At 53.8% G+C, this 20,561-nt stretch carries 16 protein-coding genes and 2 pseudogenes; 10 read left to right on the forward strand and 8 right to left on the reverse strand.

The annotated features are described in order from the left end of the window. The first annotated feature begins 328 nt into the window (after nt 1-328). Nucleotides 329-1,072: a DUF4261 domain-containing protein gene (locus ACH0WD_RS20125; RefSeq protein WP_024144773.1), complete on the forward strand. Its 744-nt coding sequence runs from the start codon at nt 329-331 to the stop codon at nt 1,070-1,072. A 28-nt stretch (nt 1,073-1,100) separates the two neighbouring features. Here the strand turns inward: ACH0WD_RS20125 and ACH0WD_RS20130 are convergent. After that, nucleotides 1,101-1,825, reverse strand: a pseudogene (locus ACH0WD_RS20130) (Cof-type HAD-IIB family hydrolase); the annotation flags it as partial. Here ACH0WD_RS20130 and ACH0WD_RS20135 point away from each other — a divergent pair. Then, a pseudogene (locus ACH0WD_RS20135) lies at nt 1,816-1,899 on the forward strand (hypothetical protein); the annotation flags it as partial. The pseudogenes ACH0WD_RS20130 and ACH0WD_RS20135 sit on opposite strands and share 10 nt — an antisense overlap. A 121-nt stretch (nt 1,900-2,020) precedes the next feature. On the opposite strand, the gene ACH0WD_RS20140 reads toward ACH0WD_RS20135, so the two are convergent. Further along, nucleotides 2,021-3,286 carry a DUF1479 domain-containing protein gene (locus tag ACH0WD_RS20140; RefSeq protein ID WP_000210948.1) on the reverse strand — a complete coding sequence of 422 codons (1,266 nt, stop codon included), beginning with the start codon at nt 3,284-3,286 and terminating at the stop codon, nt 2,021-2,023. Nucleotides 3,287-3,547: 261 nt separating this feature from the next. On the opposite strand from ACH0WD_RS20140, the gene ACH0WD_RS20145 reads away from it, so the two are divergent. Beyond that, the gene (locus tag ACH0WD_RS20145) at nt 3,548-4,357 is read left to right on the forward strand and encodes a Cof-type HAD-IIB family hydrolase (protein ID WP_000217910.1); all 810 of its coding nucleotides are present in this window, start codon (nt 3,548-3,550) and stop codon (nt 4,355-4,357) included. 77 nt (nt 4,358-4,434) lie between these two features. Here the strand turns inward: ACH0WD_RS20145 and ACH0WD_RS20150 are convergent, their stop codons facing one another. The 4 genes from ACH0WD_RS20150 to moeA form a co-directional block, all read right to left on the reverse strand. Continuing rightward, nucleotides 4,435-6,867, reverse strand: coding sequence for a glycyl radical protein (locus ACH0WD_RS20150; RefSeq protein ID WP_000192661.1), 2,433 nt, complete (start codon nt 6,865-6,867; stop codon nt 4,435-4,437). Nucleotides 6,868-6,872: 5 nt separating this feature from the next. Next, the gene (locus ACH0WD_RS20155) at nt 6,873-7,772 is read right to left on the reverse strand and encodes a glycyl-radical enzyme activating protein (protein WP_000576948.1); all 900 of its coding nucleotides are present in this window, start codon (nt 7,770-7,772) and stop codon (nt 6,873-6,875) included. A gap of 277 nt (nt 7,773-8,049) precedes the next feature. Next, complete coding sequence (moeB, locus tag ACH0WD_RS20160) at nt 8,050-8,799, reverse strand: molybdopterin-synthase adenylyltransferase MoeB (protein ID WP_000829269.1); 750 nt, start codon at nt 8,797-8,799, stop codon at nt 8,050-8,052. Further along, complete coding sequence (gene moeA / locus ACH0WD_RS20165) at nt 8,799-10,034, reverse strand: molybdopterin molybdotransferase MoeA (protein WP_000395792.1); 1,236 nt, start codon at nt 10,032-10,034, stop codon at nt 8,799-8,801. The genes moeB and moeA overlap by 1 nt, the downstream gene beginning before the upstream one ends. Before the next feature lie 203 nt (nt 10,035-10,237). Between moeA and iaaA the strand changes: the two genes are divergently transcribed. The 5 genes from iaaA to gsiD are packed head-to-tail and all read left to right on the forward strand — an operon-like array spanning nt 10,238 to nt 16,527. After that, complete coding sequence (iaaA, locus tag ACH0WD_RS20170) at nt 10,238-11,179, forward strand: beta-aspartyl-peptidase (protein WP_001030503.1); 942 nt, start codon at nt 10,238-10,240, stop codon at nt 11,177-11,179. 10 nt (nt 11,180-11,189) lie between these two features. Then, the gene (gene gsiA / locus ACH0WD_RS20175) at nt 11,190-13,061 is read left to right on the forward strand and encodes a glutathione ABC transporter ATP-binding protein GsiA (protein WP_001120598.1); all 1,872 of its coding nucleotides are present in this window, start codon (nt 11,190-11,192) and stop codon (nt 13,059-13,061) included. Between the two features lie 32 nt (nt 13,062-13,093). After that, nucleotides 13,094-14,632, forward strand: coding sequence for a glutathione ABC transporter substrate-binding protein GsiB (gene gsiB / locus ACH0WD_RS20180; RefSeq protein WP_000191427.1), 1,539 nt, complete (start codon nt 13,094-13,096; stop codon nt 14,630-14,632). A gap of 60 nt (nt 14,633-14,692) precedes the next feature. Beyond that, nucleotides 14,693-15,613 (forward strand): glutathione ABC transporter permease GsiC, encoded by a 921-nt coding sequence (gene gsiC / locus ACH0WD_RS20185; protein ID WP_000936067.1) that lies wholly within the window; start codon nt 14,693-14,695, stop codon nt 15,611-15,613. A 2-nt stretch (nt 15,614-15,615) separates the two neighbouring features. Then, complete coding sequence (gsiD, locus tag ACH0WD_RS20190; RefSeq protein WP_001236024.1) at nt 15,616-16,527, forward strand: glutathione ABC transporter permease GsiD; 912 nt, start codon at nt 15,616-15,618, stop codon at nt 16,525-16,527. Between the two features lie 90 nt (nt 16,528-16,617). Here the strand turns inward: gsiD and rimO are convergent, their stop codons facing one another. Further along, nucleotides 16,618-17,943 carry a 30S ribosomal protein S12 methylthiotransferase RimO gene (rimO, locus tag ACH0WD_RS20195; RefSeq protein WP_000073317.1) on the reverse strand — a complete coding sequence of 442 codons (1,326 nt, stop codon included), beginning with the start codon at nt 17,941-17,943 and terminating at the stop codon, nt 16,618-16,620. Between the two features lie 230 nt (nt 17,944-18,173). On the opposite strand from rimO, the gene bssR reads away from it, so the two are divergent. Both bssR and ACH0WD_RS20205 read left to right on the forward strand, forming a co-directional pair. Further along, nucleotides 18,174-18,557, forward strand: a complete 384-nt coding sequence (gene bssR / locus ACH0WD_RS20200; RefSeq protein WP_000259651.1) for a biofilm formation regulator BssR — start codon at nt 18,174-18,176, stop codon at nt 18,555-18,557. A gap of 118 nt (nt 18,558-18,675) precedes the next feature. After that, nucleotides 18,676-19,797 (forward strand): PQQ-dependent sugar dehydrogenase, encoded by a 1,122-nt coding sequence (locus ACH0WD_RS20205; RefSeq protein WP_001252736.1) that lies wholly within the window; start codon nt 18,676-18,678, stop codon nt 19,795-19,797. On the opposite strand, the gene ACH0WD_RS20210 is transcribed toward ACH0WD_RS20205, so the two are convergent. Next, nucleotides 19,794-20,420: a glutathione S-transferase family protein gene (locus ACH0WD_RS20210; RefSeq protein WP_000631903.1), complete on the reverse strand. Its 627-nt coding sequence runs from the start codon at nt 20,418-20,420 to the stop codon at nt 19,794-19,796. The genes ACH0WD_RS20205 and ACH0WD_RS20210 overlap by 4 nt on opposite strands. Between the last annotated feature and the right edge of the window lie 141 nt (nt 20,421-20,561).

Consider the following 20,561-nt stretch of genomic DNA (forward strand, 5'->3'; position numbering starts at 1 on the left):
GCAATGTGAAAATTATATATACTCTTAATATTCGATTTTAAAATTAAATGAAAGAAGAGGAACTATCATAAAAATTGCGAATATATTTTGTGGTAAACATATTGTAATGTTATTTTCTTTATAAGAATTCAAGTGCTATTTTATATTCCTTTATTGTTCAACAAAAGGAATAAATATGAGCATTTTGGAACGCTTTTTTGGCCGTAAAGAAAAAAACTCATCTAATATACAAGGTGTTTTAGTAGCGAATGCTGAAATTGATAACCCACTAAGTTTAGTTGTTGTATTTGATACTCTCCCGGAAAATAATTCAAAAGAACTCACCCGCTTGTTGCGTAATTATCATTCCAGTATGAAACAGGCAACGTGTGAACTTGTCCCTGAACTGGATTTTTTTGGTTTAGCAGGATGGGGTAAGCATGTAATATCGATGGTTGGATTTAAAACGCCTTACCATCAGGAATCAATCGAACAATGTGTCGCGCCAGCTCATTATCCCCAGGAAGTAAAAGAGCAAGTACGGGCAACCAGTGCAAATATTATTTTATATTATAAGGGGTATGATACTTCACCTTTAGAGCAATATGTTGCGTTGGCTGTGGTTGCAGGTGCATTAAGTAACATGGGGGCTGTCGCTGTATTAAATGAATCGGCTCACACTTCATTACCCGCGGGGGTATTTAAGTCTCAGGAGTTGGGTAAGCATAGTCTGGAAATGTTGCGTGAAGGTTTCCCGCTGACCTCTCTATTTTGTGGATTTGTGAAATATGAAGTTGAGGATATCGAAGGCGTATGGATGCGTACCTATGGTGCTGATTGCTTTGGGCTACCAGATTTCGCAGCACACGCACAAGGCCATCACGAAGGGCAAAAATATTCTGATATTTTCAATAATGTTCTGCGTTACCTGCTTGAAAGTGGAGCAGAAATGGCTGCCGGGCATACCATGCAAGTCGGTAAAACGACATTTATGAAACTGCGCGATCCCCTTGACGATGAATATTACTTACAGGGGCCTGGAACCACATTAGTGGTTGAACTGATTGAAGAAGATGAGTGTAATGCTCATTGAGAAATCGGGGCAATTGCCCCGACTCTCGTTAAAGTGTAAACGGCACCTTATTTTCCAGCACCGCCTGAATCACATTCAGTGCGCCTTCATGCTTATTATTATCGGTAGCGTAACGGGCGATTTGTTTAATGTTTTCTGCGGCATTGTCCATTGCAAAGGAATAATGCGCCATTTTAAGCATCTCTGCGTCATTGCCGCTGTCGCCAATCGCTACCATATTTTGTGGCGACAGATCCCAGCGTTTCAGTAACCGCGAAATACCGTTTGCTTTATGCAGGCCGGGAATAATCAGATCGATAAAACCGAAGCCGCTGGTGACGGGCTTCATAATGCCATCGAGCGTAACGTGTAGTTTGTCGATCACTAACGGGATTTGTTCATCCGGTAGGTTGAGCGAAAACTTGAACAGTACGTCATCAATCTCCTGATAATCTTTTACGGGTTTCAGGCGATGGTAGTGTTTTGCCATCAGGGTAACGAATGCTTCTGGCGCATTTTCGCTGACATATGCACTTTGCAGACCGCAGGCGACAAAATTAAGTTGCTTATCTTTCAGCAACTCGCCAATAACAATCCGCGATTCATGTCGGGTCAGTTCGCCGTGGAACAGTTGCTTGCCATGTTCGTAAACCAGTGCGCCGTTTTCCGCGACAAAAGAGATCTCATCCTTTAGCTCAGGAAAGAGCGAAATAAGCTGGTAATACTGACGCTGGCGACAACGAACTCAATGCCGCGCTTTTTCAGTTCCTGAAATTACGCCGGAGCGCGTGGTGGACTTCAGCGGCAACTACGACGATTATTTGCGTAGTAAAGGGATCGAAAGCTAAACACTGACGCCCGGTGGCGCTGTGCTTACCGGGCCTACGTATCCTGGCGCGTAGGTTCGGTAAGACGGGTGCGCCCAGGCAAAGGGCACACCGCAGGTGAGCGGGCAGGGCGGTACGACCGTCAAACGTCCATACCTAATGCCCGTTTACCGTGAATATTCAGATCGCGCAGCGTGAAACGCCCTTCCCAGGTGGTTTCATAGTCCTCGCGCGGGAAATCGCCCGGTGATGCGCCTGTCTCCAGCGCCGCTTTCACCTTACGCGCATAGGCCAGATTTTTCTCACACATTGGCGCGGCAGGAATGTACATCACATTGCCCCAGCCCTGCTGATTTTCGACGGGGGCGACGGAGTGGATGACATCGCAATGCCACCACACGGAATCCCCGGCTTCCAGCGGCGGAATGCTGGTTAACGCCGCCATCAGTAAAGGATGCCACTGTTCAGAAATCGGCAGCACCCGGCCCGGCGCGACGCCGCATAATTCATCTTCCGGGACATCATCCAGCAGCGGGCGCAGCAGAATATACGCCATCGCCTCCGGGATAGGGACGACATGAAGCAACCCCTGACCGGGCAGCATATCGGAGAGCGCGGTCCAGCCCTGGAAGGTGCGAAATACCGAGCATTTGGTGGTGTTATCCACCGTGTACTCTTCAACGTCGGTACGGTGCGCCGCATTCCACGGATCGTACTGCTCGACGTTGCCGTTAAACACGCTGGCGAATACCTGCTGATAGGCTGGCAGCAGCCAGCGCTCCAGCGCGCCGGAGTCGGTATGCGCTCCCAGTCCTTTGGATGTGGTGCCCGGCGGGCGGCGACGGATGCGATCCGGGTAAATGATGCTGATATCCGGATTAAACCATCGCTTGCCGTCGTGCTCTACCTGCCATAGATGGTTGAGGAACGACTGCGCCAGCGCCATCTCTTCACTTTGGCGGGCCTGCATTTGCGCCTGCGACCAGTAGACAGGATAGATTTCAGGCCGGGAGGCGCTCAGCGTACCGAAAAAATTATCCCCCGGTCCTTTATACACCTCGTCAAAATGGTTCTTGTCCAGATAGTCGAGCATCGACTGGTCCCATGCCAGCGCCTGTTCGCGTGGAAAATGACCTTTAATCACCGCGCACCCGCGGCGCTTAACCTCGGCGCGGGTGGCATCGCTAATGTTGCCCATCGCCAGTTCGCTAAAAGGGATAATTGGCCATACCGGCTGCCCCTGCGCCTTCAGATCGTTAATTTCCGCCACCCGGGCTGCTATGGTGGCACTCAAACGGTCGAACACCGCCTGTACGTCGCCGATTTGCGCGCGTAGCGCCTGCTTCATCTGACGAATGGCCGCTTTTGGGTCGGCGGGCAGCGTTTCGTGGGTAAAAGGAGTCGTCATATCAACCTCACCATCTTTCGTTCGAAAGTAAAATTAGTTACATGTGATACTTTAAGTTAAAATAAGGTTAATGCAAGTTTAAAATATTGCAGGGGAACACAAAGAGGGAAGCGAGAGGAAAACGTAAGGTGGCCAGGACGCCTTAATGTCTTATGCGGCTATTCCTTTCGTTCAGCCACTTTTCATTCGAAATAAATTTGTGGTTCTGCTCACATTGTTATTAAAATGTTTCTGGTCGCAGTTACAGCCAGGAGCTTAAGTATGACCGTTAACGTTGTCGTTACCGATATGGACGGCACTTTTCTCGACGATGCCAAGCAGTACGATCGTGTACGCTTCATGGCGCAATACCAGGAACTGAAAAAACGTAATATCGAATTTGTGGTCGCCAGCGGTAATCAGTACTACCAGTTGATCTCCTTCTTCCCCGAGCTGAAAGACGAAATTTCCTTTGTCGCAGAAAATGGCGCGCTGGTGTATGAACATGGCAAGCAGTTGTTTCACGGGGAGCTAACCCGGCATGAATCGCGGATTGTGATTGGCGAACTGCTGAAGGATAAGCAGCTTAACTTCGTCGCCTGCGGTCTGAAAAGCGCTTATGTCAGCAAAAACGCTCCCGAGACTTTCGTGGCGCTGATGGCCAAACATTATCACCGCCTGCAGCCGGTAAACGATTATCACGACATTGACGATATCCTGTTTAAGTTCTCCCTGAATTTGCCCGATGAACAAATTCCGCTGGTTATCGACAAACTGCACGTATCTCTGGATGGCATCATGAAGCCCGTCACCAGCGGCTTCGGTTTTATCGACCTGATTATCCCGGGACTGCATAAAGCGAATGGCATCAGTCGTCTGTTAAAGCGCTGGAACAGATCGCCACAGAATGTCGTCGCCATTGGCGACAGCGGTAATGATGCGGAAATGTTGAAAATGGCGCATTACTCTTTTGCCATGGGCAATGCCGCAGACAATATCAAAGCGCTTTCACGTTATCACACTGATGATAATAACCATCAAGGCGCGCTCAACGTCATTCAGGCCGTGCTTGACGGCACCGATCCCTTCTGATTAACAGGCCTGCGTAGGCCTGTTAAACGTAGCGCCATCAGGCAGTTCGGACATATTGCCGATGGCGCCAGGGTAAATTACAGCATATGTTCGGTACGGGCGATGATATCGTCCTGCGCATCCGGCGACAGCGCGGTGAAGAAGGCGGAGTAGCCTGCCACACGCACGACCAGATCGCGGTACTGGTCCGGATGTTTTTTCGCATCCAGCAGCGTTTCGCGTGACACGATGTTGTACTGAATATGCCAGCCTTTATGCACCTCAAAGAACGTCCGTAGCAGAACCATCAGTTTCTGTTTGTCGGATTCGTTTTCCAGCGTCGTTGGGTTCAGTTTCTGGTTGAGCAGCACGCCGCCGAGAATGGAACCGGTAGGTAATTTGCCTACGGAACCAATCACCGCCGTCGGGCCGAGATGATCCGTACCTGATGCAGGGCTTGCGCCTTCCGCCAGCGGTGTATGCGCTTTGCGACCATCCGGGGTAGCCATGGTCGCGGCGCCAAATGGCACGTTTGCTGAGATAGAGGACGTACCGGCGTAATAGTTGCCGCCAACAGGGCCACGACCGTAGCGCGGGTTATGATATTGCTTCAGCTCATCAATATAGGTCTGATAAGCGCGCGCCAGCAAGGTATCGACACTGTCATCGTCGTTGCCGTACTTCGGCGCGCCGTTAATCAGACGCTGGCGCAACTGCTCGTGAGTCAGGCCGTCGAAGTCATCGGCCAGCGCGGCGGCAAGCTGTTGTTGACCGATAACGCCCTGTTCGAAGACCAGTTTTTTCACGGCGGCGAGGCTGTTGCCCAGGTTGGCGATACCGACCTGAAGACCGGATACCCAGTCATATTTAGCGCCGCCTTGCTTGATACTCTTCGCGCGTTCAATACAGTCGTCTACCAGCGCTGAGCAGAGAATATCGTGGACGTTCTCTTCCAGCATGGTGTCGACCACATACTCAATTTCGATCGATTTGCGCGTGTAGTAGCGAATTTGGGTATCCCAGGCGGCCATCACTTCGTCAAAATTGTTAAAGTTGCCTGCGGAGAGCGCCTTTTCCTGCGGCAGAAATACCTTGCCGCTGGTGGCGTCGCGACCGCCTTCCAGCGCCGCCAGCATGACGCGGGCGAAGTTAATAAAGCTCATGCCGGTGCAGCGATAACCCCATTTCCCGCCGACGGCGGTTTCGATACAGCCGATCGCCGCATAATCGTAAGCGTCCTGCGGTTCGATCCCCAACTTGATAAATTCCGGGATGACGATTTCATCATTGTTAAACGCCGGCATCCCAAAGCCGCAGCGGATGACCTGGACGCAGGCGTCAAGGAAATCGTTACTCATTCCGGCGTGATAACGCACACTGAGGTTGGGCTGGGTAGAACGCAGACGTCCACAGGACTCCAGAATGGCGTAAGACAGCGGATTCACTGCGTCCATTGGCTGACCGTTGATGAGATTCTGACCGCCAATGGTGACGTTTTGATACAGCGGGCTGCCTGCGGAAGCTTTAGAGTGCGAACCGGAGCGGATCTTGTTTACTTCCAGCAGTTTCAGCCAGCAGCTGTGCAGCAGTTCAATAGCGTGCTCACGATCCAGCGTCTGGTTTAGTTCTACATCGCGACGATAATAGGGGTAAAGATACTGGTCCATACGACCAAATGACACCGAGTGACCGTTAGACTCAATTTGTAGAATCAGCTGGATGAAGTAGCACAATTGCAGTGCTTGCCAGAAGGTCTGCGGCGGTTGGTGGGCGATCACCTCGCAGTTTTCGGCGATGGTAAGTAGCTCTTTACGACGGCTTTCACGGGACTCTTCGCCCGCCATCTGGCGCGCCAGCGCGGCAAAGCGCGTGATGTGCTGGCTTACCGCGTCCAGCACAATATCAATCGCCTTCAGGAACTGCTCGCCATGCAGATCTTCCAGCACGGTCAGGTTGATGCGTGAGCGGCGCTCGGCGACTTTATCGCGCAGGCCATCAAGCCCTTTTTCCAGCAGTAGCGGGAAGTTCACCGCCAGGTGCGCGTCACCGGAAGTCATATTGCCTTCGGCTTTGATAATGCCAGTCGCCAGAAGCCCTTTTTGTTCATCGGTAAACATGCCGTAGCAGCGATCCTGGACGGTTTGACCGCGCCACCACGGACAGACGTCGTGCAGAATACGTTTGTTTTCTTCACTTACGGAAAAACCTGCGCCGGGCCGGTCTGCCAGGTCGTCGATCTCTTTTTCAATCCACGAGACGGTATATTCCGGGAAAATCGGCGCGGCGCGGACTTCACTTGCCTGGTTGCCGACGATCAGTTCATCGTGTTTTATCCAGATAGTGCGTTCCGCCAGGTGATGGGCCAGCGCCAGCGCGCGGCGTACCGGAATCGGTTTATCCAGATGCTGCTGGTACATTTCGGTATAATGCTGCGCGCGTTCGGTACAGACCGGCGGTTTCACGATATGTACCAGCGCGGTTTTGTGCGCCTTAATGCGGTCACTGAGCGTGTCCAGTTTCAGTTGGGTCATGATAATTATCCTCGTAGGGTCGCGGTTAAACCTTTTTGGCAGGCGTACTTCTGGGCAAAATCAAGTAACGCCGGCGCATCCAGTGGTTTATCCGGGGCATGATAGGGTTGACTGAGTAAGTGGTATTTATTGATGCCCAGCGTGTGGTAGGGCAGAAAATGAATTTCCCCGACGTGCAGTTCGTCGGCGGCAAAGTCGGTAATGGCTTTAATGGTCTCCTCATCGGCATTAAATCCCTGAATCAGCGGGACGCGAATCACCATTTTTTTGCCCGCGGCGGCGAGTTTCCTGAGATTTTCCAGCACCCGCGAGGCGCTGCCATCGGTCCACTGCTTAAACGGCCCGTCGGCGACATGCTTCAAATCAGCCAGAAACAGATCGATATAAGGCAGTGAGGGCGCAATGTATTTCCATGGGACATGCAGACAGGTCTCAACCGCTGTATGAATACCGGCGTCATGGCTGGCTTTAAACAGCTCTGCCGCCAGTTCCGGCTGCATAAACGGTTCGCCGCCGGAAAGCGTAAGACCGCCGCCGCTGCGATCGTAAAAAGGTTTATCGCGCAGTACCGTCGCCATGATCTCATCCACGCTTTTTATTTCGCCGCACACGGTTAACGCTTGTGTGGGGCAGCAATGCGCCAGGATGGAAAAATGGGCGTCGGTCAGTTTCTCGCGATGGATGAGCAGGCCGTTTAGCGCGCGCTCAATGACGTCCGGCGCGGCTTGCGCGCACAGGTCGCATCCTTCGAGACACAGCCGCGCGTCGTATAACAGATCCTGAGCGCGGGCGCGGCTTTCCGGGTTCTGGCACCAGCGACAGCCCAACGAACAGCCTTTGAGAAATACTACGGTACGGATACCGGGGCCATCGTGGGTAGAATAGCGCTGAATATTGAAGATCATAAACGGCCTCTCTTATTTCATATAAAGATTAAATTACTTTCGAATGAAAGTTATCTTGATGTGCGTCAACGAATGGAGAGGTTCTGACAAAGAGGCGTTAAATGAGGTACAACATCACGGTTTGAGGTTGTGGTATGGCGTTTAAGATGATGCCGCGCTGCTTGAGCCGATCGTCAGTCGGAGCTTGGGTAAGCTGGCTTTTCGTCTGATGACAGTAATTATCTGTTGATACAGCACGGCCATAAACCGTGCTTCGGTATGTTTATTCGTAAAGTGGCTACTGTCCGCAGACTTCACAGCCGGGGTTGCGCATCAACTTCATTTCGCGGAACTGACAGGTCATCGCATCGTACATGACGATTTTTCCGCTAGCGGGCTGACCGTAATGCGCCAGCAGCTTAATGGCCTCCATTGCCTGTAGCGAACCGATCACGCCAATCAGCGGCGCCATCACCCCTGCCTCTACGCAGGTCAGAGCGTTTTCGCCAAACAGACGGCTCAGGCAGCGGTAACAGGGTTCGTTTTCCTGATATGTAAAGACGGTAACTTGTCCTTCCATACGAATTGCCGCGCCGGAGATTAGCGGCACTTTCGCGGTATAGCACCCGGCGTTAAGTTGATTACGTACGCTAACGTTATCGGTACAGTCCAGTACCAGCGAATGCCCAGCAATCAGGCTGGTCATAGCGTCGTCGTCCAGCCGCGCGTTAACGGGCGTAATGGTAATATGCGGGTTGATTCGCGCCAGCGCGTCGCGGGCGGACTCTACCTTTGGCTGCCCGACCGTGGCGTCGCTGTGCAAGGTTTGACGCTGGAGATTGGAAACGGAAACGGTATCAAAATCGAGTAGCGTCAGTTTCCCGACGCCAGCGCCGGCCAGATACTGCGTTGCCGCGCAGCCGAGCCCGCCCAGCCCGACCACTAATACCCGCGCATCTTTTAACGCTTCCTGCCCTTCAAAATCGAAGCCGCGCAGAATAATTTGTCGGTTATAGCGCAGCATCTCCTGGTCGCTAAGTTCCGCCATTACAGGCCTCCGAACAGAGCATTAAACGGCTCGACTTCCACCCATTCTCCCGGCTCAACATTGCCGCGTTCACGCTCCAGCACAATAAAGCAGTTGCCCAGACTAAACGAGCTGAAAATATGTGAGCCCTGGTGTCCGGTGGTCGTGACCTCCAGTTCGCCGTTGGCGCTACGTTGCAGGATGCCGCGCTGGAAATCGAGACGCCCTGGCGTTTTCTTCAGGCGAGATGTTGTGCGTACACGCTGGCGCGGCGGTACAGCGCTTGCCGTATTGCCGCCAAGCTTCGCCAGTAAGGGCTGAACCAGTTGATAAAACGTGAGTGCCGCAGAGACTGGATTCCCCGGCAGGCCACAGAACCAGCTATTACTGAGTTTACCGAAGGCAAACGGTTTGCCTGGCTTGATAGCCAGCTTCCAGAAGGCGATTTCGCCCAACTCCTCAAGGATGGTTTTGGTATAGTCCGCTTCACCAACCGAGACGCCGCCGGAGCTTATCACTACATCGGCCTGGCTGTCGGCGTCGATAAACGCGGCGCGAAGCTTACCGGGATCGTCAGGAATAATGCCTAAATTGATCACTTCGCAGCCAAGCTGTTGCAGCATCAAATGTATAGTTAGACGGTTAGTGTCATAAATTTGTCCCGCCTCCAGCGGCTGGCCCGGAAGCTGGAGCTCGTCGCCGGTCGAGAACAGCGCTACGCGTACTTTACGTACAACCTGCGCATCGGCAATTCCCAGCGACGCCAGCACTGGCAGTTCGGCAGTAGTCAGGCGCGTACCGGCCGGAAAGACCACCGCATCCTGGCGAATATCCTCGCCGCGGCGGCGGATGTTTTGTCCGCAACGAACATCGGCGGTAAAACGCACGCCGTCATCGGTTTGTTCCGTCTGCTCTTGCATGACTACCGCCTCGCAACCTGCCGGTACCGGGGCGCCGGTCATAATGCGAATGCAGGTTCCCGCAGGCCACTCTCCCTGGTAGGGCTGACCGGCAAATGCTTTGCCGGCGACGGGCAGCGGCTTATCGGCGGACAAATCCGCCACGCGTACCGCATAACCATCCATAGCTGAATTATCAAAGCCGGGGACATCAAGGGGAGATACGATATCGGTCGCCAGGATGCGGCCAAAGCAGTTCACCAGCGGCAACGTTTCTACGGCGGTGAGCGGGGTAATACGTGAAAGCATCTGGGTCAGCGCCGTTTCAAGCGGCATCAATCCGGCGGAAAATTCCATGAACATACTCCTGCGAGGCAAAATCGAATCCGGCTATTATGTCAGAAAACAGTGGCGGGCAGTATGCTACCTCGGTCTTAGAGACGGCCTTGCGCCTTTACATACCTTACGCATCTTTCTATATTCAAAAATCGAATGAATAACTCACAACAATTCTGATAGTTATAGTAAAAGTTGTGTGCCACCGTTAATGGACCCTAAAAATGAATAAAGCAGTGATTGCGATTCACGGCGGCGCAGGCGCGATTGCTCGCGCGCAAATGAGCCATGAGCAGGAGCTACGCTATATCCAGGCGCTGTCAGAGATTGTCGAAAGCGGGCAAAAGATGCTGGAAGCGGGTGACAGCGCGCTTGATGTAGTGACGGAAGCGGTGCGCCTGCTGGAAGCGTGTCCGCTCTTCAATGCGGGTATCGGCGCGGTCTATACCCGAGACGGAACTCATGAACTGGATGCCTGCGTGATGGACGGCAATACCCTGAAAGCCGGAGCCGTCGCGGGCGTGAGTCATGTTCGCCATCCTGTGCTCGCCGCCAGACTGGTGATGGAGCGCAGCCCGCATGTACTCATGGTGGGGGAAGGGGCGGAAAACTTTGCCTTTTCACAGGGGATGGCGCGCGTTTCGCCGGATATCTTTTCCACCCCGGCGCGTTACGAGCAATTGCTGGCGGCGCGTGCGGCGGGTGAAATGGCGCTCGATCACAGCGGCGCGCCGCTGGACGAAACGAAAAAAATGGGTACAGTCGGCGCAGTGGCGCGGGATAAATTCGGCAATCTGGCGGCGGCAACGTCTACCGGCGGGATGACCAATAAATTGCCCGGGCGCGTCGGCGACAGCCCGCTGGTCGGCGCCGGGTGTTATGCCAACAACGCCAGCGTCGCCGTTTCCTGTACCGGAACGGGAGAGGTCTTTATTCGCACGCTCGCGGCTTACGATATCGCCGCATTGATGGAATATGGCGGACTCAGCCTTGCCGACGCCTGTGAGCGCGTGGTGATGGAAAAATTACCGGCGCTGGGCGGCAGCGGTGGATTAATCGCCGTTGATCACGAAGGTAATGTCGCGTTGCCGTTTAACAGCGAAGGGATGTATCGCGCCTGGGGATATGCCGGGGATACGCCTACCACAGGAATTTACCGGGAATAAGGAGCCGCAGGTGCCGCACAGCGATGAACTGGATAGCCGCGATGTTCTGTCCGTCAGTGGCCTGAATATCGCGTTTCACCACGAAGGGCAACAGGTAGACGCCGTGCGTAATGTGTCATTACGCCTGAAGCGTGGAGAGACTCTGGCGATTGTCGGCGAGTCGGGATCGGGAAAATCGGTGACGGCGCTGGCGTTAATGCGGCTGATTGAGCAGTCGGGCGCGAACGTGCGCTGCGGCGAAATGCTGTTGCGTCGGCGTAATCGCCAGGTGATTGAACTGTCTGAGCAGAGTGACGCGCAGATGCGGCGTGTGCGCGGCGCGGATATCGCCATGATTTTCCAGGAGCCAATGACCTCGCTCAACCCGGTATTTACCGTTGGCGAGCAAATTGCCGAATCTATTCGTTTGCATCAGGGCGCCAGCCACGAAGAGGCGCTGGCGGAAGCGAAACGTATGCTCGATCAGGTACGGATCCCGGAGTCGCAGGCGATTTTATCGCGTTATCCGCATCAGCTTTCCGGCGGGATGCGCCAGCGAGTCATGATCGCGATGGCGCTATCCTGCCGTCCGGCGGTATTGATTGCCGATGAACCCACCACGGCGCTGGATGTCACTATCCAGGCGCAAATTCTGCAACTTATCAAAGTGTTGCAGCAAGAGATGTCGATGGGCGTGATTTTTATCACCCACGACATGGGCGTCGTGGCGGATATCGCCGATCGCGTACTGGTGATGTATCAGGGCGAGGCCGTGGAAACCGGCAGCGTAGAGCAGATTTTCCATGCGCCGACGCATCCTTATACCCAAACGTTACTGGCGGCCGTCCCTCAGCTTGGCGCGATGCGCGGCCACTCGCTGCCACGCCGTTTCCCGTTGATTTCCGCTGACGAACCGGCCCTTTATGAATCGCAGATTGAGCAAGACACGGTGGTGGAAGGCGAGCCTATTCTCCAGGTTCGGGGGCTGGTGACGCGATTCCCGCTGCGTAGCGGTCTCTTTAACCGCGTTACGCGTGAAGTTCATGCCGTTGAGAATATCAGTTTCGATCTCTGGCCCGGCGAAACGTTATCGCTGGTGGGCGAGTCCGGTAGCGGAAAATCGACGACCGGACGCGCGCTGCTGCGGTTGGTTGAATCCCGGCAGGGGGAGATTATCTTTAACGGCCAGCGCATTGACACGCTGTCTGCGGGTAAACTCCAGCCGTTGCGCCGCGATATTCAGTGTATTTTCCAGGACCCTTACGCCTCGCTCGACCCGCGCCAGACCGTGGGGTATTCCATTATGGAACCTTTACGGATTCATGGTCTGGGGCAGGGGGACGCTGCGGCAAAGCGCGTGGCCTGGCTGCTTGAGCGTGTCGGATTACGTCCTGAACATGCCTGGCGTTATCCGCACGAGTTTTCCGGCGGTCAACGTCAGCGCATCTGCATTGCTCGCGCGCTGGCATTGAATCCTAAAGTGATTATTGCTGATGAGGCGGTCTCCGCGCTGGATGTTTCCGTTCGCGGACAGATCATTAATTTACTGCTCGATTTACAACGGGAAATGGGGATCGCCTACCTGTTTATTTCGCATGATATGGCGGTCGTGGAGCGAATTAGCCATCGCGTGGCGGTGATGTATCTTGGTCAAATTGTTGAGATGGGGCCGCGGCGCGCCGTTTTTGAAAATCCGCAGCATCCTTATACGCGTAAATTGATGGCGGCGGTGCCGGTTGCCGATCCTTCCAGACACCGGCCGCGGCGCGTTCTGCTATCAGATGATATACCCAGCAATATTCATAAACGTGGCGAAGAGACGCCCGCCGTTTCATTACAGTTGGTCGGGCCGGGACATTATGTTGCGCGGCCGCTGCAGGATAATGCGCTCTCGCGCTTATAACATTCAGACAGGCAGGGTTTCAGGAGAACAACATGACGCAATTTATTACGCATAAATGGCTGGCGGCGCTGGGACTGGCCTCATCCATTGCGGCTTTTCCGGCCCTGGCGGCCAAAGATGTGGTGGTGGCGGTAGGGTCTAATTTCACCACGCTCGATCCGTATGACGCCAACGATACACTCTCGCAGGCGGTGGCGAAGTCATTTTATCAGGGGCTGTTTGGCCTGGATAAAGACATGAAGGTAAAAAACGTCCTGGCGGAAGGCTATACCGTTTCTGATGACGGTCTGACCTACACCATTACCCTACGGCAGGGGGTGAAATTTCAGGACGGCGCGGATTTTGATGCGGCGGCGGTGAAAGCGAATCTCGATCGCGCCAGCAATCCGGATAATCACCTCAAGCGTTATAACCTGTATAAAAATATCGCAAAAACGGAGGTTGTCGACCCGGCAACGGTAAAAATTACCCTGAAACAGCCGTTCTCCGCTTTCATTAATATTCTGGCGCACCCGGCGACGGCGATGATCTCGCCGCAAGCGCTGGAAAAATATGGCAAGGATATTGGTTTTCATCCGGTCGGTACCGGTCCATACCAGCTTGAAACCTGGAATCAGACCGACTTTGTCAAAGTGAAAAAGTTCGCCGGTTACTGGCAGCAGGGCTTACCCAAGCTGGATTCTATTACCTGGCGTCCGGTTACTGACAACAATACCCGCGCGGCGATGCTGCAAACCGGCGAAGCGCAATTTGCTTTTCCTATCCCTTATGAGCAGGCCGCGTTACTGGCGAAAAATAAAAACCTCGAACTGGTCGCCAGCCCGTCCATTATGCAGCGTTATATCAGTATGAATGTGACGCAGAAGCCGTTTGATAATCCTAAGGTGCGTGAGGCGTTGAATTACGCTATCAATCGCCAGGCGCTGGTTAAAGTGGCGTTTGCCGGATACGCCACGCCGGCGACGGGCGTGGTGCCGCCGTCGATAGCCTATGCGCAAAGCTATCAGCCGTGGCCCTATGATCCGGCTAAAGCGCGCGAACTGTTGAAAGAGGCGGGGTATCCAGACGGTTTCAGTACCACGCTGTGGTCATCGCACAACCATAGCACCGCGCAAAAAGTGTTGCAGTTTACCCAACAGCAACTGGCGCAGATTGGCATTAAAGCCCGGATAACCGCAATGGACGCCGGCCAGCGCGCCGCGGAAGTTGAGGGCAAAGGGCAAAAAGAGAGCGGCGTGCGAATGTTCTATACCGGCTGGTCGGCGTCGACGGGCGAAGCTGACTGGGCGTTATCGCCGCTCTTCGCATCACAAAACTGGCCGCCGACGCAGTTTAATACCGCTTTTTACAGCAACAAGCAGGTCGACAGTGATTTGGCGGCGGCTTTAAAGACCAACGATCCGCAGGAGAAAACACGATTGTACAAAGAGGCGCAGGATATTATCTGGAAAGAGTCGCCCTGGATACCGTTGGTGGTGGAGAAATTGGTTTCTGCGCACAGTAAAAATTTGACCGGTTTCTGGATTATGCCGGATACCGGTTTCAGCTTTGACGATGCGGATTTGAAGTAAGTAATGGGATGGGGCTGGATGGCGCGCGCGTTGTCCGCCATCCGGTAAAAGGTTCGTGTGATGCTTAACTATGTTCTCAAGCGCCTGCTGGGATTAATTCCTACGCTGTTGATTGTGGCAGTGCTGGTGTTTTTATTTGTTCATTTGTTGCCCGGCGACCCGGCGCGGCTGATAGCCGGACCGGAGGCCGACGCGCAGGTGATCGCGCTGGTTCGTCAGCAGCTGGGGCTTGATCAGCCGCTTCATGTCCAGTTTTGGCGTTACATCACCCATGTTTTACAAGGCGATTTCGGGACGTCAATGGTTTCCCGCCGCCCGGTTTCTGAGGAGATAGCCAGCCGCTTTTTGCCGACGCTGTGGCTGACGATAACCAGTATGATATGGGCGGTTCTGTTTGGCATGGCGATCGGCATCGCCGCCGCCGTGTGGCGTAATCGCTGGCCTGACCGGTTAGGAATGACGCTTGCCGTGACCGGCATTTCTTTCCCGGCTTTTGCGCTGGGAATGTTGTTAATGCAGATTTTTTCCGTGGATCTGGGCTGGCTACCGACCGTGGGGGCGGATAGCTGGCAACATTATATTTTACCCTCCCTGACGCTTGGCGCGGCGGTGGCATCTGTTATGGCGCGTTTTACACGCTCCTCGTTTGTCGATGTCCTGAGCGAGGATTACATGAGGACCGCGCGGGCGAAAGGCGTCAGTGAAACGTGGGTGGTGTTAAAACATGGCCTGCGCAATGCGATGATCCCGGTCGTCACCATGATGGGACTGCAATTTGGCTTTCTGCTTGGCGGATCGATCGTCGTCGAAAAAGTGTTTAACTGGCCGGGGCTTGGGCGGTTACTGGTCGACTCCGTCGACATGCGCGACTACCCTGTGATTCAGGCGGAAGTGCTGCTGTTTTCTCTGGAATTTATTCTTATCAACTTAGTGGTGGATGTCCTCTATGCCGCCATTAATCCGGCTATCAGGTATAAGTAAGGATGCGATTATTTAACTGGCGCCGTCAGGCGATTTTACATGCTATGCCGGTGGTAAAACCCGACCAGATACGCACGCCGTGGCGGGAGTTCTGGCGTCGTTTTCGCCGCCAGCATGTCGCGTTGGTCGCCGGGGGATTCGTACTGGCGTTAATTCTGGTGGCGATTTTTGCCCGTTGGCTGACGCCCTACGATGCGGAAAACTATTTTGACTACGATAGCCTGAACAATGGCCCCTCTTTGCAGCACTGGTTTGGCGTTGACTCGCTGGGAAGAGACATCTTTAGCCGGGTTCTCGTTGGGGCGCAGATCTCACTGGCGGCGGGCGTGTTCGCGGTATTTATCGGCGCTATAATCGGTACGGTGTTGGGATTGCTGGCGGGATATTATGAAGGCTGGTGGGATCGTTTTATTATGCGCATTTGCGATGTGCTGTTCGCCTTCCCCGGCATTTTGCTGGCGATTGCCGTTGTGGCGGTGTTAGGCAGCGGTATTGCTAATGTGATCGTTGCGGTGGCGATTTTCTCTATTCCGGCGTTTGCTCGTCTGGTGCGCGGAAATACCCTGGTCTTAAAACAGCAGACGTTTATTGAGTCTGCCCGCAGTATCGGCGCCAGCGACACGACGATTTTGTTTAGCCATATATTGCCGGGAACGGTCTCGTCAATTGTGGTTTTCTTTACGATGCGTATCGGTACGTCAATTATTTCCGCGGCAAGCCTGTCATTTCTCGGATTAGGCGCGCAGCCGCCAACACCGGAGTGGGGAGCGATGCTCAATGAAGCGCGGGCGGATATGGTCATCGCGCCGCACGTAGCGCTCTTCCCGGCGGTGGCGATTTTCCTGACTGTGCTGGCGTTTAACCTGTTAGGTGACGGGTTGCGCGATGCGCTGGACCCGAAGATTAAGGGGTAAGCCAGCCCGGTGGCGTTGACGCCTGGCGGGCCTGGAACGGTCTCGCCAGGCGGGATAACACATCCGGCACCCGCGCCGGGGGAGGTGGCGTTAAACCCGACTGCCCCACAAATCATATTCGTCGGCGTTTTCCACTTTCACGCGCACGATATCGCCCGGCTTGACGTTGGTTTCGCCGTTCAAATAGACCGCGCCGTCAATTTCCGGCGCATCCGCCATGCTACGCCCGATAGCGCCTTCTTCGTCAACCTCATCAACGATCACCAGAATTTCGCGGCCCACTTTTTCCTGCAAGCGCTCAGCGGAGATTTGCTGTTGCAGTTGCATAAAGCGGTTCCAGCGCTCTTCTTTCACCTCTTCCGGCACCTGATCCGGCAGCTCATTCGCACCTGCGCCTTCCACCGGGCTGTACTTGAAGCAGCCTACACGATCGAGGCGCGCCTCTTTCAGGAAGTCGAGCAGCATCTGGAAGTCTTCTTCCGTTTCGCCGGGGAAGCCGACAATAAAGGTGGAGCGTAGGGTCAGTTCCGGGCAGATTTCGCGCCACTGCTTAATGCGCGCCAGCTGGCGGTCAACGGAACCGGGACGTTTCATCAGTTTAAGAATCCGCGGGCTGGCATGTTGCAGCGGAATGTCCAGATAAGGCAGGATTTTGCCTTCCGCCATTAGCGGAATCACATCATCAACGTGTGGGTAGGGGTAGACGTAGTGCAGACGTGTCCAGACGCCCAGTTTTGATAACTGTTCGCACAGGCTCACCATACTGGTTTTCACCGGTTCGCCATTATGGAATCCGGTGCGGTGCTTCACATCTACGCCGTAGGCGGAGGTATCTTGCGAAATCACCAGAATCTCTTTGACCCCGGCATCAACCAGACGTTTCGCTTCGCTTAATACGTCGCCAATCGGACGGCTGACCAGATCCCCGCGCATCGACGGGATGATGCAGAACGTGCAGCGGTGATTACAGCCTTCAGAAATTTTCAGATACGCATAATGGCGCGGCGTCAGTTTTACACCCTGTTCCGGTACGAGGCTTAAAAATGGATTGTGCTTCGGCTTCGGTACGTAATGATGTACGTGCTGCAGAACTTGCTCATAGCTATGCGGCCCGGTGATTTCCAGTACTTTCGGATGCACTTCGCGGATCTGATCTTCTTTTGCGCCCAGGCAGCCGGTGACGATTACCTTACCGTTTTCGTTCAGCGCTTCGCCAATGGCTTCCAGTGACTCTTGTACCGCGCTGTCAATAAAGCCACAGGTATTAACGATAACCATATCCGCATCGTCATAGCGTGGCACAACGTCATAGCCTTCGGTACGCAGCTCAGTCAGGATGCGTTCCGAATCAACGAGGTTTTTCGGACAGCCCAGGGAAACGAAGCCGATCTTTGGCTGGTGGGTTACATTACTCATAGCTTAAAAAGTGTTCATTTATTGGAATGGTCAGGGCAGGGATTCTACAGATATCCGAACAAAAATTGTATCGCAATCTCATCAGGAGCGGCGGCATCAACCGTTGTGGTTATCAGCAAAAGGTGAAAAAGGGCAATTCTAAGAAAATTCTTGATCTCTGACACCCCTTTGTCTAAAAAACGACCATACTATTAAGTTGAACCCTGGTAGAAAAGAGGAGGAAAAAAGGTATGGTCGTTGACAGACTGAGAACCGATCTTCTCAACAAGCTGATAAACGCGCGTATCGATCTTGCCGCTTATCTGCAATTGCGAAAAGCGAAGGGGTATATGTCAGTCAGCGAAAGTGACACTCTGCGTGACAATTTTTTTGAACTGAATCGCGAGCTCCACGATCACGCTTTACGGCAGGGACTGCATCTCGATCAGGAAGAGTGGAACGCGCTGCGCCGTGCCGAAGGCGCGCTTGCAGCCGCCGCCGTTTGTTTAATGAGCGGACACCATGATTGTCCGACCTTTATTGCCGTCAACGCAGATAAACTTGAAAACTGTCTGACAACTTTGACGCTGAGTATTCAGAGTCTGAAAGCACATTCACCGCTTACACAGGTCTGAATAAGGGGGAGGCGACTCCCCCTTTTTACCGAACCGCGCCGCTTAATGTTTTGTAAAAATAAACCCGACCTCTTGCGATGCTGACTACGCTTTAACGCAGAGCCCTGAAGGAGGCGGTATGCGTCGAATACTTCTCGCGATAGTTTCATTCTCTCTTTTCTCTTCATGGGCGAACGCCAATCTTGCGTCGGTGAACGTTGAGGTGCTGCAAACCCGACTCGATCACCCGTGGTCGCTGGCTTTTTTGCCGGATAACCGTGGGATGCTCATTACCCTGAAAGGGGGACAACTGCGCCACTGGCAGACGGGGAAGGGACTTTCCGATCCGCTGGCTGGCGTACCGAAAGTGTGGGCAAACGGGCAGGGAGGTTTGCTGGACGTCGTGCTGGCGCCTGACTTTGCCCAGTCGCGCCGCGTCTGGCTGAGCTATGCTGAAGCTGACCGCGAAGGAAACGCCGGTACGGCAGTCGGTTTTGGACGGCTGAGCAACGATCTTCAGCGTCTGGAGCATTTTCGTACTGTGTTTCGCCAGATGCCTAAGCTGTCTACCGGCAACCATTTCGGCGGACGTATGGTATTCGATGCGCAAGGGTTTCTTTTTATTGCCCTGGGTGAAAATAACCAGCGCGCTACCGCGCAGGATTTGGATAAATTACAGGGTAAGCTGGTGCGCCTGACCGGGCAGGGCGAAATTCCGCCGGATAATCCGTTTGTGCATCAGGCGGGCGCGCGTCCGGAAATCTGGTCTTACGGTATTCGTAATCCGCAGGGGCTGGCCATCAATCCCTGGAGCGGCGCGCTATGGCTGCATGAACACGGTCCGCGCGGCGGCGATGAAATTAACATCCCGGAAAAAGGCAAAAATTATGGCTGGCCGCTGGCCACATGGGGCGTCAACTATAGTGGTCTGAAAGTGCCGGAAGCCAAAGGTGAAATTGTCGAGGGAACGGAGCAACCGGTTTACTACTGGAAGGATTCTCCGGCGATCAGCGGGATGGCTTTTTATGCCAGCGACGTTTTTGCGCCGTGGCGGCACAAACTGTTTATCGGCGCGCTAAAAGATAAAGAGGTCATTGTGATGCGCGTCGATGGCAATACGGTGACGGAAGAAGGCCGTATTCTGGGTGACAGAAAGCAGCGTATTCGGGATGTGCGTGTCGGACCTGACGGCTACTTATATGTGTTAACCGATGAGTCCGACGGGCAGTTACTCAAGGTAAGTCCTGCAGTCACGCGTTAGGTCACCGGGATCATCACCACTTTGCGAAAAGCAGGGCGCTCGGTAAGCTGCTGATACCAGCGTTGCAGATTCGGGCGCGGCGTCCATTTCAGACCTACGTTCAGCAGGTTATAGACGAAAGGCGCAATAGCGATATCGCCGGTGCCAAAGTTATCCCCGGAGAACCACGGCTGGTGGGCCAGAGCATCATCAAGAAGCGCAAACAGGCCATCACACTTTTCGATACCTGCTTCAATTGCCGCCTGGTCGCGTTTTTCCGGCGGGGTTCTGACCAGTCCCATCAGGATCACGCGGTGCGCCGGACTTAACGTTTGATTCGCCCAGTCCATCCATTTTTCGCCCTCCGCACGCCGCGCCGGGTTATCAACCCATAGCCGGTTCTGGCCGTATTGCGCCGCCAGATAGCGGACAATGGCATTGGATTCCCACAATAACAGGTCGGTTTCATCATCTTTAAGCAGCGGCACCAGCCCATTAGGATTCATCGCCAGATAGTCGGCATCCTGGTTAACGCCGAATTTTCCGCCTGCCAGAATTTGATCGTATGGCAGTTCCAGCTCTTCAAGCGTCCACAACACTTTTTTAACATTAGTCGAGTTGTTCCGGCCCCACAGCGTAATCATATTAACCCCTTCCGTTTTATCAGGATGATGACAGTAATCGGCCTACCGTGAGATAAACCTAACATTTACACAATGGTCTGTAAAAAAATCGTTATGAAGGAAGCGTAACGGGATGTTATTGCATAAACTTTAAAAACTTTA

The sequence above is a fragment of the Salmonella sp. 2020_1395 genome, assembly GCF_043848115.1.
Classification (GTDB): domain Bacteria; phylum Pseudomonadota; class Gammaproteobacteria; order Enterobacterales; family Enterobacteriaceae; genus Salmonella; species Salmonella enterica.

Bases quoted from the DNA above. Each gene is read 5' to 3' on its own strand.
- gsiD (WP_001236024.1), top strand. From the start codon at position 15,616: ATGCGATTATTTAACTGGCGCCGTCAGGCGATTTTACATGCTATGCCG.
- ACH0WD_RS20210 (WP_000631903.1), bottom strand. From the start codon at position 20,420: ATGATTACGCTGTGGGGCCGGAACAACTCGACTAATGTTAAAAAAGTG.
- gsiB (WP_000191427.1), top strand. From the start codon at position 13,094: ATGACGCAATTTATTACGCATAAATGGCTGGCGGCGCTGGGACTGGCC.
- ACH0WD_RS20205 (WP_001252736.1), top strand. From the start codon at position 18,676: ATGCGTCGAATACTTCTCGCGATAGTTTCATTCTCTCTTTTCTCTTCA.
- ACH0WD_RS20140 (WP_000210948.1), bottom strand. From the start codon at position 3,286: ATGACGACTCCTTTTACCCACGAAACGCTGCCCGCCGACCCAAAAGCG.
- ACH0WD_RS20150 (WP_000192661.1), bottom strand. From the start codon at position 6,867: ATGACCCAACTGAAACTGGACACGCTCAGTGACCGCATTAAGGCGCAC.
- rimO (WP_000073317.1), bottom strand. From the start codon at position 17,943: ATGAGTAATGTAACCCACCAGCCAAAGATCGGCTTCGTTTCCCTGGGC.
- ACH0WD_RS20155 (WP_000576948.1), bottom strand. From the start codon at position 7,772: ATGATCTTCAATATTCAGCGCTATTCTACCCACGATGGCCCCGGTATC.
- moeB (WP_000829269.1), bottom strand. From the start codon at position 8,799: ATGGCGGAACTTAGCGACCAGGAGATGCTGCGCTATAACCGACAAATT.
- ACH0WD_RS20145 (WP_000217910.1), top strand. From the start codon at position 3,548: ATGACCGTTAACGTTGTCGTTACCGATATGGACGGCACTTTTCTCGAC.
- gsiC (WP_000936067.1), top strand. From the start codon at position 14,693: ATGCTTAACTATGTTCTCAAGCGCCTGCTGGGATTAATTCCTACGCTG.
- moeA (WP_000395792.1), bottom strand. From the start codon at position 10,034: ATGGAATTTTCCGCCGGATTGATGCCGCTTGAAACGGCGCTGACCCAG.
- bssR (WP_000259651.1), top strand. From the start codon at position 18,174: ATGGTCGTTGACAGACTGAGAACCGATCTTCTCAACAAGCTGATAAAC.
- iaaA (WP_001030503.1), top strand. From the start codon at position 10,238: ATGAATAAAGCAGTGATTGCGATTCACGGCGGCGCAGGCGCGATTGCT.